This is a genomic window from Enterococcus sp. 3H8_DIV0648 (assembly GCF_002140655.1).
Lineage (GTDB): Bacteria > Bacillota > Bacilli > Lactobacillales > Enterococcaceae > Enterococcus_A > Enterococcus_A hulanensis.
In genome coordinates this window covers 2,401,378-2,418,318 of the sequence record NZ_NGLG01000001.1, presented here as the reverse complement: position 1 = coordinate 2,418,318, position 16,941 = coordinate 2,401,378, and the positions used below count along the sequence as shown (strand labels likewise).

Annotated in this window: 14 protein-coding genes; all 14 read left to right on the top strand. The window is 40.7% G+C overall.

The genetic code is table 11. The features are described from left to right. Positions 1 to 199 precede the first annotated feature (199 nt). Complete coding sequence (gene pth, locus A5875_RS11060; protein ID WP_088933633.1) at positions 200 to 757, top strand: aminoacyl-tRNA hydrolase; 558 nt, start codon at positions 200 to 202, stop codon at positions 755 to 757. A gap of 58 nt (positions 758 to 815) precedes the next feature. Next, on the top strand, positions 816 to 4,328 hold the full coding sequence (mfd, locus tag A5875_RS11055; RefSeq protein WP_088933632.1) for a transcription-repair coupling factor: 3,513 nt from the start codon (positions 816 to 818) through the stop codon (positions 4,326 to 4,328). A 39-nt stretch (positions 4,329 to 4,367) separates the two neighbouring features. Continuing rightward, complete coding sequence (locus A5875_RS11050) at positions 4,368 to 5,930, top strand: putative polysaccharide biosynthesis protein (RefSeq protein ID WP_088934678.1); 1,563 nt, start codon at positions 4,368 to 4,370, stop codon at positions 5,928 to 5,930. Between the two features lie 4 nt (positions 5,931 to 5,934). After that, positions 5,935 to 6,204, top strand: coding sequence for an RNA-binding S4 domain-containing protein (locus A5875_RS11045; RefSeq protein ID WP_088933631.1), 270 nt, complete (start codon positions 5,935 to 5,937; stop codon positions 6,202 to 6,204). A 74-nt stretch (positions 6,205 to 6,278) separates the two neighbouring features. Beyond that, positions 6,279 to 6,713, top strand: coding sequence for an FtsB family cell division protein (locus A5875_RS11040; protein WP_088933630.1), 435 nt, complete (start codon positions 6,279 to 6,281; stop codon positions 6,711 to 6,713). 55 nt (positions 6,714 to 6,768) lie between these two features. Next, complete coding sequence (locus A5875_RS11035) at positions 6,769 to 7,215, top strand: S1 domain-containing RNA-binding protein (RefSeq protein ID WP_088933629.1); 447 nt, start codon at positions 6,769 to 6,771, stop codon at positions 7,213 to 7,215. A gap of 299 nt (positions 7,216 to 7,514) precedes the next feature. Continuing rightward, positions 7,515 to 8,849, top strand: a complete 1,335-nt coding sequence (tilS, locus tag A5875_RS11030) for a tRNA lysidine(34) synthetase TilS (RefSeq protein ID WP_088933628.1) — start codon at positions 7,515 to 7,517, stop codon at positions 8,847 to 8,849. A gap of 13 nt (positions 8,850 to 8,862) precedes the next feature. Further along, a complete protein-coding gene (hpt, locus tag A5875_RS11025; protein ID WP_088933627.1) occupies positions 8,863 to 9,408 on the top strand; it encodes a hypoxanthine phosphoribosyltransferase in 546 nt (181 codons plus the stop codon). Positions 9,409 to 9,504: 96 nt separating this feature from the next. After that, a complete protein-coding gene (gene ftsH / locus A5875_RS11020) occupies positions 9,505 to 11,571 on the top strand; it encodes an ATP-dependent zinc metalloprotease FtsH (RefSeq protein ID WP_088933626.1) in 2,067 nt (688 codons plus the stop codon). Positions 11,572 to 11,658: 87 nt separating this feature from the next. After that, entirely contained in the window at positions 11,659 to 12,177 is a 519-nt protein-coding gene (locus tag A5875_RS11015) for a GNAT family N-acetyltransferase (RefSeq protein ID WP_088933625.1), read from the top strand. A gap of 51 nt (positions 12,178 to 12,228) precedes the next feature. Continuing rightward, positions 12,229 to 12,531 carry a bacteriocin immunity protein gene (locus A5875_RS11010; RefSeq protein WP_088933624.1) on the top strand — a complete coding sequence of 101 codons (303 nt, stop codon included), beginning with the start codon at positions 12,229 to 12,231 and terminating at the stop codon, positions 12,529 to 12,531. Positions 12,532 to 12,681: 150 nt separating this feature from the next. Next, on the top strand, positions 12,682 to 13,566 hold the full coding sequence (gene hslO / locus A5875_RS11005; RefSeq protein ID WP_088933623.1) for an Hsp33 family molecular chaperone HslO: 885 nt from the start codon (positions 12,682 to 12,684) through the stop codon (positions 13,564 to 13,566). Between the two features lie 2 nt (positions 13,567 to 13,568). Continuing rightward, on the top strand, positions 13,569 to 14,576 hold the full coding sequence (gene dusB, locus A5875_RS11000; protein ID WP_088933622.1) for a tRNA dihydrouridine synthase DusB: 1,008 nt from the start codon (positions 13,569 to 13,571) through the stop codon (positions 14,574 to 14,576). Positions 14,577 to 14,696: 120 nt separating this feature from the next. Further along, complete coding sequence (gene lysS / locus A5875_RS10995) at positions 14,697 to 16,160, top strand: lysine--tRNA ligase (RefSeq protein WP_088934677.1); 1,464 nt, start codon at positions 14,697 to 14,699, stop codon at positions 16,158 to 16,160. Positions 16,161 to 16,941: the final 781 nt, after the last annotated feature.

The window sequence follows — 16,941 nt, the reverse complement described above, 5'->3', positions numbered from 1 at the left end:
AACTAATAGGCGATCCATCGGACGAGTTTTTTCCTCTAGATGTGTATAAGAGACAGCTACAGGATAGTTTGTGTTATACTGTATAAAGAAATTTTTGGACTGGGTAGTCATTTGACTATCCAGCATTTTGTCATGCAAATGAAAATCAGTAAAATTTAAATATAAACAGATTTTAACTAAAAGAACGAGGCGGAATAGTATGAAAATGATCGTAGGGTTGGGAAACCCAGGGAAGAAATATGAAAATACAAAACACAACGTTGGTTTTATGGTTGTGGATCAGTTGGCGAAGGAACATGGAGCTGTTTTCAAAAAGAATACGTTTGAAGCAGAAGTGGCGGATTACTTCGTTAATGGTGAAAAAATTTTATTAGTAAAGCCGCTGACTTTTATGAATGAGTCTGGACGAGCAGTAGGTCCGTTGATGACCTATTTCGGCGTTTATTTAGAAGAACTAGTAGTGGTCGTCGATGACTTAGATATGGAGCTTGGTAAATTACGTTTGAGGCAAAAAGGCAGTGCCGGAGGACATAATGGGTTGAAAAGTATTATTTCCCATATCGAGACACAGGATTTTAACCGAATTAAAATCGGTATCGGGCGGCCAAACGGAAAAACCGTTGTGAATCATGTATTAAGCACCTTTGCTAAAGAAGATACAGCAATTATTGCAAATAGCGTCGCGCGTGCCGCTGAAGCTGCGGATGATTTTGTTTCAGGCAAGGATTTCTTGCAGACAATGAATCGATTTAATTAACGCACAAATAAACGAGCTGAGTTTAACAGGCTAAACGGAATATGTAAGGAGCAAGGAAATGAATTTGATTGAATTTATAAATCAGCTGCCATTGGTTAAGCAATGGCAAGCTGACTTAGCTAAAAAAGCCAAACGTCAACTGTTGACCGGACTTTCCGGTTCGGCTAAGGCTTTAGTGATGGCGGGTACGCATCAGGTAAGCCAAAAGCAAACGGTGATTGTTGTGCCAAATCTCTACTATAGTAATCAATTGGCGGATGAACTGCGAAATATAGTGGACGATGTTCATCTATTTCCAGTCGATGAGGTGCTTTCGGCAGAAATGGCTTTTGCCTCACCAGAAGCACGGGCAGAACGCGTATCGACATTGCAAGCATTATCTCAAGGCGCAAGCGGCATTTATGTGGTACCAGTTGCGGCACTAAGAAAACATTTACCGACTGCTGAAACATGGAAGGCAAATCAGCTGCATTGGGAAATCGGCAGTGAAGTTGATTTAGAAAACTTGGCCCAGCGGTTAGTATTGATGGGCTATGAACGTCAAACGATGGTCGGAAAACCTGGCGAGTTCAGTATGCGAGGCAGTATTGTTGATATTTACCCATTAACTACAGAGTACCCAGTTCGAGTCGAATTGTTTGATGTGGAGGTTGATTCTTTACGCTATTTTGAACCGGGAACCCAGCGTTCGGTAGAAAATCTAAATGAAGTTTGGATTACGCCGACGACTGATCTGGTTTTTTCTGCGGAAAATCTGACGCAAGGTGCGCAAAAAGTAAATCAGCTTTTGCAAAATCGCTTGGCAGTTACGAAGGAAAAAGAAGACTATAATTTTTTGAACGACTATTTCGGGCAATTGATCGCTTCTTGGGAGGATGGCATCCCCACCGAACAAGCAAAGTATTATACAGATTTATTATATGAAGAAAAAGTTTCACTATTGGATCATTTTGCTGAAGACGCGTTGCTATTTATTGATGACTATCCGCGTATGATGGAGACTCATCGTGAGATGGAACGGGAAGAAGCCGAATGGCATACCCAAAAAATCGAAGAACTGCGAGTCTTTTCTGAACAAAATTTTGGGCTGAATGCCCATGAACTAATCAAAAATACGAAACATGTTACAAGCTTCTTCTCGCTATTCCAAAAAGGGATGGGGAATCTGCGTTTTGAGGCGATCCACAATTTTCAATATCGTTCGATGCAGCAATTTTTCGGACAAATGCCTTTGTTAAAAACAGAAGTTGACCGTTGGCAGAAACAAGAGCAGACAGTTTTATTCCTTGTGTCAGATCATGAACGACAAGAAAAACTAACTCAAGAATTTCATGATGTCGATATCAAAGCAGTTCAAACGACGCCTGACCATTTATTGGCAGGACAAACACAGATCGTAACGGGAACGCTGACAAATGGTTTTGAGCTGCCGCAAGATAAAATAGTTGTAGTGACCGAACGAGAGATTTTTCAAAAGGTCACTAAAAAACGTGCTCGCCGCCAAACGATTTCTAACGCAGAACGGCTGAAAAGCTACAATGAATTAAAACCTGGCGATTACGTTGTCCATGCGAATCATGGGATCGGTAAATACGTCGGTATGGAAACGATCGAGATCGACGGTGTTCATCAAGATTATATGTCGATCTTGTACCAAAAAGACGACAAGCTCTTTATTCCAGTCACACAATTAAACTTGATTCAAAAATACGTTTCTTCCGAGGCCAAACCGCCGAAGATCAATAAACTAGGCGGCAGTGAATGGACCAAGACCAAGAGCAAAGTTTCGAAAAGAATCGAAGACATTGCGGATGATTTGATTGAACTGTATGCTAAACGTGAAGCCGAGCGTGGGTATGCTTTTGGACCAGATGACGAATATCAAAAGGAATTTGAAGATGCCTTTCCATATACTGAGACAGATGACCAGCTGCGAAGTGCTGCGGAAATCAAACATGATATGGAAAAAACTCGTCCGATGGATCGCCTATTAGTTGGTGATGTGGGCTTTGGTAAGACCGAGGTAGCCTTACGAGCAGCGTTCAAAGCGATCAAAGAAAATAAACAAGTTGCTTTTCTTGTTCCTACAACCATTTTGGCACAGCAGCACTATGATACGATGACGGAACGTTTCGAAAACTTTCCAGTCAACGTAGCGATGCTGAGCCGATTCCGGACGAAGAAACAGCAGAAAGAAACCATTGAGAAGATTCGTACTGGTCAAGTAGACATCGTGGTGGGGACACATCGTCTCTTGTCACAAGATTTGCAGTTTGCGGATTTGGGCCTGCTGGTCATTGACGAAGAGCAGCGTTTTGGTGTGAAGCACAAAGAGCGATTAAAGCAATTGCGTTCTCAAGTGGATGTCCTGACTTTAACAGCGACGCCAATCCCTCGGACTTTGCATATGTCGATGTTAGGCGTGCGTGATCTGTCTGTAATCGAAACACCGCCGGAAAATCGTTATCCAATTCAAACATATGTGATGGAGACGAACCCAGGAGCGATTCGAGAAGCCATCGAACGTGAAATGGCTCGTGGCGGACAAGCTTTCTATCTATATAATCGGGTAGAAACAATCGAACGAAAAGTAGAAGAACTGCAAATGTTAGTGCCCGATGCAAAAATCGGCTTCGCTCATGGTCAAATGACAGAAGTTCAATTAGAAAATACATTGATGGATTTTATTGATGGACAATATGATATTTTAGTTACCACGACGATCATCGAAACAGGTGTCGATATTCCCAATGTAAATACATTGTTTGTCGAGAATGCCGATTATATGGGACTGTCGACTTTGTATCAATTACGCGGACGAGTTGGCCGAAGCAATCGGATCGCTTATGCGTACTTCATGTATGAACCACAAAAAATACTGAATGAAGTCAGCGAAAAACGTCTGCAGGCAATCAAGGACTTTACCGAATTAGGTTCAGGCTTTAAGATCGCGATGCGAGATTTATCCATTCGTGGAGCAGGGAATCTTTTGGGGGCGCAACAACACGGCTTTATCGATGCCGTTGGATTTGATATGTATTCGCAAATGCTGTCTGAGGCAGTTGATCGCAAACAAGGAAAAAATACTCAAGTTGAACGAACTTCGGTAGAAATTAATTTAGGAATCGACGCGTATATTCCAGGAACTTATATCGAAGATGAACGCCAAAAAATCGAGATTTATAAACGGATACGCGAGTTGGAAAGTACAGAGATGCTGGATGAAGTAGAAGCTGATCTAGTGGATCGCTTTGGCGACTACCCGGATGAAGTAGCCAACCTGTTGAATATCGGACAAATCAAAATGGACGGCGATCGTGCGCTAGTCGAAAGCATTCAAAAACGCCAGCAGCAGATTATCTTCACCTTAAGTAAAGTTGGGACTAAAGCGTATAAAGTTGAACAGCTTTTTGAAGCCTTGAGTGCTACAAAAATGAAAGCAACGTTGGGTGTTGAAAAAGATAAAATGGTTATCAAGTTGATGATCGCAAAAAATATGGATGAAGCCGTTTGGCTACGAGAAATCAGCTTGTTCGTTCGTGCACTGCGAGAACAAAAATATAAGGAATAGGCGGTGGAGACACTGGCGAATAAAGAAATGCGAGTCATGATGCAAGGCGCCTTCGTCTTGACTGCCGCGTCCTTCGTAGCAAAGTTGTTGAGCGCCGTTTATCGAGTGCCTTATCAAAACTTCGCAGGCGATGAAGGCTTTTATGTGTATCAGCAAGTCTATCCAATCTATGGTATCGCCATGACTTTGGCCTTATCAGGCTTGCCACAGTTTATTTCAAAATATGTGGCAGAGCAGAAAGAGCCGCGCCAGCAGCGAAGAGCATTGGAAGAATTATTTCCCTTAATCAGCGGCTTTGGTCTGCTTTTATGGGCGCTGTGTTTTTTCACTGCACAACCGCTGGCCGACTGGATGGGCGACGGGCAACTGGCGCCATTAATCCGGGTTGTTTCCTTTACTTTTGTAATTATGCCGTTTCTCTCGATTACACGGGGAGAATTTCAAGGAAAGTTGCTGATGGTGCCAACTGCGGTATCACAAGTAGTCGAGCAGTTGATTCGAGTGGCGGTAATCGTACTAGCTGCTTGGTCGTTCAAGCAATTCGGATGGGATGTTTATCATACGGGAACAGTAGCGATGTCAGGAGCTTTAGTTGGCGGCATCGCCGCAGTTTTGGTTTTATGGTATTATCGCCGAAAAGTATTAGGAACAAGTATCGTACGAAAAATACCTGACTTTGGTGGAAACGCGTTAGCGTTAGGCCGGCGCCTTGTGCTTGAGGGCGGTTTGATGACAATTTATAGCGGTTTTTTGATCTTGTTTCAGCTAATTGATTCGTTTACTGTTAAAAAAGCTTTAGTTGATTTTGGTTTAAGTGAACATGGAGCAAAACTGGCTAAAGGGGTCTATGACCGCGGACAGCCATTAGTACAGTTGGGTCTTGTAGTGGCCTTGGCATTAAGTTCAAGCTTTCTACCTTTATTGACTCGCTATCTTGTCAATCGTGATCGCAGAATGTTCATTAATACCAGCCAAATCTTTCTGCGTTTGACCTGCGGCATCGCAGCGGCAGCCTCGATTGGATTAGCCATGCTATTACCCTATGTGAATTATGCATTGTTCAAAGACTATAAAGGAAACGGCACACTAGTTTTATTTGTTTTTGCGATTTTTCTGATGGCGATGGTGCAGGCTTATCAAAGTATTGCTCAAAGTCAAAATGAATATCGCAGCTCTTTGCAGGCTGCCGGAGTTGGATTATTATTAAAAGTGGTTGTTACAGCTGGAATGACGAAACAGTTTGGGACAATCGGCGCGAGCCTATCAACTTTAGTAGGTTTGGTAGCAGCTTTGTTTATTCTGCATTTTTCTTGTGACCGTGAAACACGGGCATATGGCAGCCAGCGGCACTTCATGCGCAACCTTTTAATTTGTTTAGCAGGCATGGTTGTGGTGCTGATATGTTATTATGGCGGTATCAGTATAGTTTTTGGAATAGTTCAAAAAAGAAGTATTGCATTAATAGCGGCAATTTTAGGTGTGTTAATTGGCGGAAGCACCTTTTTAATCTTAGCTATTCAGTTACGCTTGTTAACAATTCGCGAATGGCTGATGTTGCCGTTTGGCAGTAAACTATTGAGAATAAATTGGAGAAGGAGATAGATTTATGCGTTTAGATAAGTTTTTAAAAATTTCACGGATTATTAAACGCCGGACAGTGGCAAAAGAAGTCGCTGACAAAGGGCGAATTCAGGTAAATGGAAAATTAGCAAAATCTTCAACAGATGTTAAAGTTGGGGATCAGTTAAGAATTCAATTCGGTAATAAAGTCTTAGAGGTCGCGGTAGAAGAACTGCATGAGTCGACGAAAAAAGACGATGCAGCAAAAATGTATCGGATTATTAGTGAGACACGCGTGGAAAATAACGGCAATTAGGGATAATTCAAATAGACAATTATATCGTGAATTGATATAATAGTAAAGAATTTCATGGTAAGGAGCGAACAGGAATGAATGAAAACGAGACGCAGAAAATTGCTTCGTTAGATACACCGTATGCAAAAGAGCAATATCGTAAATTTCAAAAGCAACATCGTCAATTAATATTTAAACGTCGTCGTTTAGCAGCGTTGTTTGCTGTAGCAGCCTTTGTCGCAATTGTCATGGGAGTCCAAATTTTCAACGAACAACGTCATTTAAGTGAATTAAAAGATATCAAAGTCAAAACAGTCGCAGAGTCCGCAAAAGTGGATGAGCAGGTAGATGGTTTGAAACAAGACGTGAAATTGTTGAAAGACGATAACTATGTAGCAAAATTAGCTCGTAGTCGTTTCTATTATTCAAAAGACGGCGAATTGATTTTTGTTTTACCAGAATCAGCAAATACGCCTAGCAAGGACCAACAGTCCGCTGACGAAGTAGTAAAGTCCGAAACTGCCAAATAGGTTTATTAGCAGTTTTAAAATAAATTGGAAAAAAATTAGGAGGAACATTTTTTTTATGTCAATCGAAGTAGGAGCTAAGCTGCAAGGAAAAGTATCAGGGATCACCAATTTTGGTGCCTTTATTGACTTGGGAGAGGGTAAAACGGGCTTAGTCCATATCAGTGAAATATCTAACGGTTTTGTCAAAGACATTCATGATGTATTGACTGTTGGCGATGAAGTAACGGTTAAAGTAACTTCTGTGGGAGATGACGGAAAAGTCGGTCTTTCAATCCGTAAAGCCCAAGACCAGCCACAACAACCGGAAAAGAAACCTTTCAAACGCGAGTTTCGTGATAATAATCGCCCGAAACCATCAGCAAAAGGCAAGCCCCAAAATAGCGGCAAACAAGACTTCGATTCATTGATGAGTTCCTTTTTAAAGGATAGCGATGATCGCTTGTCATCGATCAAACGTAACACCGAAGGAAAACGCGGAGGCCGAGGCGGTCGTCGTAGTTAAAAGTAGTTAAACTAGAGAAGCTGAAATTCTTATGGGATTTCAGCTTTTTTTAAGCGTAAAGAAGTATAAGTTTCCCACAATTTAAACGGTTTTTATACCGTAGTTTTCGATGTCCAGCTTAACGAACTAGCTTTTCAACGCAACGGTGCGCCCCAACTAGTTGCTGCTAAATTAGCATCAAGCAGCAACTAGCTCGGCAATAAGCGAAAAAGTTGTGCAAGTTCGTGAAGTCTTTCTTATCGGAATGAATGCTGGTTTGGCTTATTCATTTTTAATCTAAGAAAAATAAGGAGTATAACATGGAACAAGAGTTTTTCCGTAAAAATTCCGAGTTATTGACAGGTCAGAAGATTTTATTGGCAGTCTCAACAGGTGTTGATTCGATGGTACTTTTGCATTTACTGGAACAACAGAATGTGAAGATAGGAGTAGTTCATGTAAATCATCAATTGCGACCAGAATCAAAAGCTGAGGCAGATTTTCTGCGAGACTATTGCGAAAAGCAACGTCTGCCGTTGTATATGAAGGTTTGGGAAAGGCCAGCGGAAAAAAATATTGAGGCTGAAGCAAGAAGAGTCCGTTATAATTTCTTTGAAAAAATCATGGAACAAGAAAAGTATGATTTGCTTTTGACTGCTCATCACAGCGATGATCAGCTAGAGACCTTATTGATGCGCCTCACTCGGGGAGGCTCTCTGGCAGGACATAGCGGAATCGCTCGTCAACAAGATTTCGGTCCAGGTATTTTGCTGCGCCCGCTACTTTCTTTTTCAAAAGAAGAAATCTATTCCTACGCCAAGAAAGAACAGCTGACTTATTTCGAAGATGCCACAAATGACTCACAAGACTATTTTCGCAATCGGATTCGCAAGAATATCGTACCTGAACTAAAAAAGGAAAATCCGCAGATATTGACTCATGCGCAGCAGTTTCATCAGCAGTTGACTTGGGCGAATCAGCTGATTGAACAGGCGCTAAAAGAAAATTTAAGAAATATCGAATTTGACGGTCAGCGCTGGTCTTTTTTGCGTGAAAATTTGCCTAATGAAACAGGAGCTCGTTATTATTTTCTTTCTGCTTTCTTTCAGCAAATCGAGGAGCAGACAAGACTAATAGTCTCGCAACGACAACTATTTTCATTACTAGACCAAATTGAGCGGCCTGTCACTCAATGGTCTGTTGACCTTGGAGATGGGTGGCAGTTTACTCGTCGCTATCAGCAATTTTGTTTAGAAAAAAAGGGAATAATCAGTGATGGGATATTTAGTTTGAATGAAAACGAACAAATTAAATTGCCGGATGGAGAAACAATTGCTTTGAGAAAAAGCGATACAGCCTCCGAGACTGATGCATACCATGTGCTCTTGCCAGCCGCAGTCAAGCTGCCTTTAACCATCCGCAGAAGACATGCAGGGGATCGAATCCGATTGTCAGAAACGTTGTTTAAGCGAATCAATCGTTATTTTATTGATAAAAAAATTCCGAATGAACAACGAGATCAAGCGTGGGTGGTAGAGGATTCTATGGGAGAAATCGTAGCGCTTTTACCTTTTGTTAATTCCTATTTGAGTATTACAACTGAAACTGATAGAATACACTACATACTTGACTATACGCTTCAAGTAGCGAAATGAAAGGAGTTTCTAGATGCTAGCAAAAGATATTGAAAAAGTATTGATTACTAGAGAAGATATTCAAAAGCGCTGTGTTGAATTAGGCGCACAACTAACTGCAGATTATACCGACAAAAATCCATTGGTAGTTGGTATTTTAAAAGGAGCCGTACCTTTTATGGCTGACATCGTTCGTGAGATTGATGCCCATTTAGAATTAGATTTTATGGATGTATCAAGTTACGGCAACCAAACTGTTTCTTCAGGTGAGGTAAAAATCATCAAAGACTTAGACACCAATGTTGAAGGTCGTGATCTATTAATTGTAGAAGACATTATCGACAGCGGTCGTACCTTGGGCTATTTAGTAGACCTTTTCAAATACCGTAAAGCAAAATCAGTGAAGATTGTCACATTGTTAGACAAACCTGAAGGACGTGTGGTCGACATTCATGCAGATTATGTTGGTTTTGATGTACCAAATGAATTCGTCGTTGGTTACGGACTAGACTATGCAGAAGCGTATCGTAACCTGCCGTATGTGGGTGTATTGAAGCCAGAAATTTATCAATCAAATTAGTGACCGAAAAAATCACAGTATGATATACTTAAAAGGTCAAAATTGATAAAACTTTTTTAACAAGCTAATAAGCTAACAAGTGCGAGGAGGACGCAGATGAACAAAAACAATAAGGGAGTAAAAAATGCTCTCTATTATATTCTCGTCATCTTGGCTATGGTCATGGTTGTTTATTTCCTTTTTGGAGATAACAAATCAGCTTCGCCAGATATCGAGTATTCAACCTTTACTGAACAGATGCAAGAAGGCAAAATCAAGAATCTTAAGATCCAGCCCGCTAGTGGGGTATACAAAATCACTGGTGAGTATAAAGAAAAGCAAGAAGTTGCTAACTCTGGTGGTTTAAGTATCATTGGTTCAACAGATTCTAAAACAACACACTTTTCAACGATTGTTTTGCCGAACGATTCAACGTTAAGTCAAGTAACTGATTTAGCGAAAGATAACAAAGTTAAGACAGAGATCGAAGAAGAATCAAGCAGCGGCATGTGGGTTACATTATTAGTAAGCTTCTTACCAATCTTGATTATGATTTTCTTCTTCTATATGATGATCGGTCAACAAGGCGGCGGTGGCGGCGGTAATGGCCGTGTCATGAATTTTGGTAAATCAAAAGCCAAAGAAGCCGACAAAAAAGCCAATCGGGTACGTTTCTCTGATGTAGCCGGGGCAGAAGAAGAAAAACAAGAACTAGTCGAAGTCGTAGAATTCTTAAAAGATCCACGTCGTTTCGTAGAACTAGGCGCTCGTATTCCAGCTGGTGTTTTACTAGAGGGACCTCCCGGAACTGGTAAAACCTTACTTGCTAAAGCGGTAGCTGGTGAAGCAGGTGTGCCTTTCTACTCGATTTCAGGTTCTGATTTCGTGGAAATGTTCGTTGGGGTCGGAGCTTCTCGTGTTCGGGATTTATTCGAAACTGCTAAGAAAAATGCACCAGCGATCATCTTTATCGATGAAATCGATGCTGTTGGTCGTCAACGTGGTGCCGGCATGGGCGGCGGTCACGATGAACGTGAACAAACCCTAAACCAATTGCTAGTGGAAATGGATGGATTTGATGGCAACGAAGGCGTTATCGTTATCGCTGCAACCAACCGTTCTGATGTACTAGATCCAGCGTTATTACGTCCGGGACGTTTTGACCGCCAAATTTTAGTTGGTCGTCCAGATGTTAAAGGTCGTGAAGCGATTCTTAGAGTTCACTCTCGGAACAAGCCGTTAGCAGACGATGTTGATTTAAAAGTCGTTGCTCAACAAACACCAGGATTTGCTGGTGCCGATTTAGAAAATGTCTTGAACGAAGCGGCTTTAGTTGCGGCTCGTCGTAACAAGAAGAAGATCGATGCTTCTGACGTTGATGAAGCAGAAGATCGCGTGATTGCAGGACCTGCTAAGAAAGACCGTGTTATCAGCAAGATTGAACGTGAAATGGTTGCTTACCACGAAGCAGGACACACGATCATCGGAATGGTCTTGAACCGTGCTCGCGTCGTTCATAAAGTGACGATCATCCCTCGTGGACGTGCCGGCGGATACATGATTGCCTTGCCAAAAGAAGATCAAATGTTGATGTCTAAAGATGATATGTTTGAACAAATCGTTGGCTTGCTTGGTGGCCGTACCGCTGAAGAAATTGTCTTTAATTCTCAAACAACAGGTGCGTCAAATGACTTTGAACAAGCCACTGCGCTAGCTCGTAGCATGGTAACAGAATACGGAATGAGTGATAAACTTGGTCCGGTTCAATACGAAGGAAATCATCAAGTCTTTGTTGGCCGTGACTATGGTCAAACAAAAGCTTATTCTGAACAAGTAGCTTTTGAGATTGATGAAGAAGTTCGAAGTATCTTGATGTCTGCTCATGACAAAGCACGTGAGATCATTGAAACTCATCGTGAACAGCATAAATTGATTGCTGAAAAACTGTTGGAATTCGAAACCTTGGATGCAAAAGCAATCAAGTCATTGTTTGAAACAGGTGAAATGCCTGAAGGTAAAGGTAGTCCTTATCCAAGTGAAAAAGCTCAAGCACAAACTTTCGAAGAAGCGAAACGTGCTTTGGAAGAAAAAGATGCTGAGAAACAAGCAGAGGATAAAGCACCGGAACATAGAGATTCAGACGATAAAATCGAACCTGATGATACAAACGATAATCAAGAATAAAAACTATAACGACATGTCTTCGGGCATGTCGTTTATTTTATCAACATTTTTTCTAAAGATTAAAAGTGTGCATAAGGAGGGGGAAATATGGAGGGTAAAATTCGTTTATGTAATTTAGATGATTTAACAGAGCTGCAGAAAATCAGTGTTGAAACGTTTGTTGACACCTTTGCAGCGGATAATAATCCAGCAGATTTACAAGAGTATTTGTCTGAAGCTTATGGATTTGGAAAGTTAAAAGAGGAAATGATAAATCCTGAATCGCGCTTCTTCTTTATTTACTGGGTCGATAGTTTGGCGGGCTATTTGAAGTTGAATACTGAAAGGGCGCAAACAGAGATGTCGGATAGTAATAATTTAGAAGTTGAACGGATTTATATCCGTAAAGAATTCAAAAGGCTGGGGTTGGGACGCCAATTATTAGATTATGCTTTTGATGTAGCGGCTAAAGAAAATCGCGAAAGTATTTGGTTAGGCGTTTGGGAGAAGAATACTAATGCTTTGCAATTCTATCGCGCTTTTGGGTTTGAAAAAGTTGGTGCTCATGATTTTATTGTTGGAGAGGATAAGCAAACAGATTTGATTATGATGAAGGAACTCCTATGATTTGGCATAAAAACTTTACAAGAGTAGAATGATGTCGAGGGGTGGATCAGAATGAAAAATAGCGAAAAAGCTAGACAAATAATGGATCAAATCAGTCAAGCCTATGGAAATGAAGAAATAAAAACACTTCCCGAAGTTCAAAAATTTTTGTTGGACAATGCACAGTTATTAGAAAAAACAGAAGCGTGTGGATTAGTCGCAACTAAAATTTGTAAAGAGATTGCATTATATGCTTTATCACACCAAAATGAGTTTCCTAAGGCATTGGGTGAGCTGCACAAGCAACTCAAAAGTGAAGCAATGAAATATGATGCTACAGCAATGGCAGCAATTTTATTACCAGTATGGTTTTAATGAACAGGCGCATGGTCGTCTGTTTATTTTTTTGTTTTAAGTAAACAAGTTTATTAAACTTTTCTATCAAGCTCATACAGAGAAGTTGAAAAAAGTTGAAACACCTAGTATGATGCAATCACGAGTATTTTAGGAATGAGGAGCAGACAGATGAGTGATTATTTAGTAAAAGCATTAGCCTATGAGGGCTTTGTTCGAGCATATGCAGTGAATGCAACAGAAACGGTAGGAGAAGCGCAAGAACGTCATGATACATGGAATACATCTTCCGCGGCTTTAGGTCGAACAATGATCGGTGCCTTGATGCTAGGAGCGATGTTAAAAGGCGAAGATAAAATGACCGTCAAAATAGAAGGAAATGGACCAGCCGGAGCCATCGTTGTTGACAGTAATGGTAAAGGTGAGGTGAAAGGCTACATCAAAAATCCTCACATCAATTTGCCGCTAAATAAAATCGGAAAAATTGATGTAAGAGGTGCGGTAGGGACAGAAGGCATGTTCACCGTCACTAAAGATTTGGGCCTAAAGGAGCCTTTTTCTGGTCAAACACCGATTGTTTCTGGTGAAATCGGCGAAGACTTTACCTATTATTTAGCCGTATCGGAACAGATTCCATCTGCAGTTGGCGTCTCGGTTTTAGTTGATACGGATGATTCTATTAAAACTGCCGGCGGCTTTATGATTCAAATTATGCCGGGAGCCAGTGATGAGATCATTGATCAAATCGAAGTGCGTTTGAAGGAAACAGCTCGTATTTCTACCTTATTAGACGAAGGTCAAACACCGGAGGAAATATTACAAAATCTATTGGGTACAGATGATGTGGAATTTTTAGAAACAATGCCAGTGCAATTTAAATGCGACTGTTCTAAGGAAAAATTTGCGTCAGCGATTATTACTTTAGGAGCAGAACAGATTCAAGAATTAATTGATCAAGATCACGGTGCGGAAGCAGTCTGTGCATTTTGCAATAATAAATACAAGTATAGTGAAGCGGATCTTTACGAATTGAAGCAAGAAATTTTGGGGGAATAGTAGTGAAACCATTAAATGGCACATGGAAAATAGGTAATGTGGAAGTGCCGAATCGGATCGTAGTTGCTCCAATGGCAGGAATCACTAATGCCGCTTTTCGTGTAACAGTGAAAGAATTTGGTGCTGGCTTAGTCGTTTGTGAAATGATAAGTGATCAAGGCATCCATTTTAGAAATAAAAAAACGCTGGAGATGCTGTACATCGATGAACGAGAGCATCCGTTAAGTATCCAGATTTTTGGCGGAAACAAAGATTCATTGGTAGAAGCCGCACAATTTGTTCAAGAGAATACAGAGGCAGATATCATTGATATCAATATGGGGTGTCCCGTAAACAAAGTCATCAAAGCTGAAGCAGGTGCAAAGTGGTTACTAGATCCTAATAAGGTCTATGAAATGGTTGATGCTGTTTCTTCCGCCGTAGATATTCCTGTGACAGTGAAGATGCGAATTGGTTGGGACGAGGAACATGTTTTCGCTGTTGAAAATGCACTGGCTGCTCAAAGTGCGGGCGCTTCTGCGATTGCAATGCATGGTCGAACACGGGTGCAAATGTATGAAGGCCAAGCTAATTGGGACGTTTTAAAACAAGTCGCAGAACAGTTGACGATTCCTTTTATGGGGAATGGTGATGTTCGAACTCCGGAAGACGCGAAGCGAATGATTGAAGAAGTTGGTGCTGATGCTGTAATGATCGGTCGAGCAGCTCTAGGAAATCCCTGGATGATTCACCAAACACAGCATTATTTGGAAACAGGTGAACTGATCCCAGAACCAAGTGCCAGAGAAAAGATTGCGACTGCGAAATTGCATTTAGAACGTTTAATTAATCTAAAAGGCGAGAAAATCGCTTGTCGCGAATTTCGACAACATGCAAGCTACTATTTAAAAGGAATTTCGCGGTCAGCGAAAGTTAAGGTTGCCATCAATCAAACCGAAGAAAAACAAGTTATTGTAGATTTGTTGGATGAACTTGTTGAAAAGAGCGAAACAAGAGAGAAAATTAGCTGATCTTCAAGCCGAATGAGGAATTCGGCTTGATTTTTTGCCTATTCATTGGCATTATAAGTAAGAGTAATTACATACTGAGGAGGAACATTCGTGACTGAGGAACAAACAAATTTGACAGAAATGAACGATCAAATGCGTGTTCGCCGCGAAAAAATGGAAACCCTTCGTGAAGAAGGAATCGATCCGTTTGGCGCACGCTTTGAACGTACTGCGAACTCGAAAGAACTGCATGAAACATATGATGCAAATACTAAAGAAGAGCTCCACGAAAAACAATTGACTGCCAGCGTGGCTGGTCGTATGATGACCAAACGCGGAAAAGGAAAAGTTGGCTTTGCCCATTTACAAGATCGTGAAGGCCAAATCCAGATTTATGTCCGTAAAGATGAAGTCGGTGAAGAACCTTACGCTATCTTCAAAAAAAGTGACCTAGGTGATTTCTTTGGTGTAACTGGAGAGATCATGAAGACAGATACAGGTGAAGTATCGATTAAAGCAAAAGAAATCACTTTGCTTTCAAAAGCATTGCGCCCTTTGCCAGAAAAATACCACGGTTTGACGAATGTGGAACAACGTTATCGTCAACGTTACTTAGATTTAATCAGTAATCGTGAAAGTTTCGATCGTTTTACTAAACGCAGCCAAATTATCAGCCAAATTCGTCGCTACCTAGATGGATTGGGCTATATTGAAGTTGAAACACCTGTCTTGCATAATGAAGCCGGTGGTGCGACTGCCCGTCCATTTATTACACATCATAATGCTTTAGACATGGACTTATATCTACGTATAGCATTAGAATTACATCTAAAACGTCTAATTGTCGGTGGAATGGAAAAAGTCTATGAAATCGGACGTGTATTCCGTAATGAAGGAATCGATACTACTCACAATCCAGAATTCACTATGATGGAGGTTTATACTGCGTATCAAGACTTCTTAGATGTAATGAATTTAACAGAAGGAATTATTCGCGACGTTGCGCAAAATGTTCTTGGGGAAACGACTCTTTCTTACGATGGACAAACAATCGACTTAGGCTCTGAGTTCAAACGTATCCATATGGTAGATGCGATCAAAGAACAAACAGGCGTAGATTTCTGGCCAGAAATGACTATTGAAGAAGCTCGTTCATTAGCAAAAGAGCACAAGGTTGAGATAAAAGATACGATGGAAATCGGACATATCATCAATGAATTCTTCGAGACCTTTGTTGAAGAAACACTTGAGCAACCAACGTTTGTATATGGACACCCAGTTGAAGTTTCTCCACTTGCAAAGAAAAATGCTGAGGATGGACGTTTCACAGATCGTTTTGAATTATTTATCGTAGGCCGTGAATTTGCGAATGCCTTTACAGAGTTAAACGATCCAATTGATCAGAGAGAACGCTTTGAAGCGCAAGAAAAAGAACGCGAACAAGGAAATGATGAAGCACATGGTGTGGATGAAGATTTCTTGGAAGCCTTGGAATATGGTATGCCGCCAACTGGTGGTCTAGGAATCGGAATTGATCGTCTGGTTATGTTGTTAACAGATGTTCAGTCGATTCGCGACGTTTTGTTGTTTCCAACGATGCGATAAAATAAATTTTTTAGACGTTCAGCTTTGCTGGACGTCTTTTTTAGTATGTTTCAAATGGATTATTAGAAATTGATGTCATCTTTTGCTGCAAAAAAACGATTGAATTTTTTGTGAAAAGGCAATTTTCAATCAGCTTTCATGTTATTTGCGAACATTTACACGAACAATAAAGAACATTGGTCAGTAATAAAAAAAACTTCAAAAAAGTCACTATTTTTGATTGACCAGATAAGATTATGTTGGTATATTATTTTATGTTCCAAAGCGAGCGTGTGTCGCTCAAAAAAACTTAAAAATTGTTATTGACAGATGACTGACTTTCAGTTATTCTATCAAAGTCGCATAAAGCGATGACAACAATTTTTCTTGAAAATATTTCGAAAAAAGTTGTTGACATTAATTCGGTAATCTGTTATGATTTAAAAGTTGCCGAAACAAAGCGACAAACTATGTAGACCTTTGAAAACTGAACGAATAAAACAAACCAAATGTGTAGGGCGTTTCTATAATAATAGAAACAAACAACATAGCAAGCAATATGCTAGCAAGTCAATTAACAAATTGAGCTTAACAGTTTAACGACTGTTTCAAACACTTTATATGAGAGTTTGATCCTGGCTCAGGACGAACGCTGGCGGCGTGCCTAATACATGCAAGTCGAACGCTTTTTCTTTCACCGGAGCTTGCTCCACCGAAAGAAAAGGAGTGGCGAACGGGTGAGTAACACGTGGGTAACCTGCCCATCAGAAGGGGATAACACTTGGAAACAGGTGCTAATACC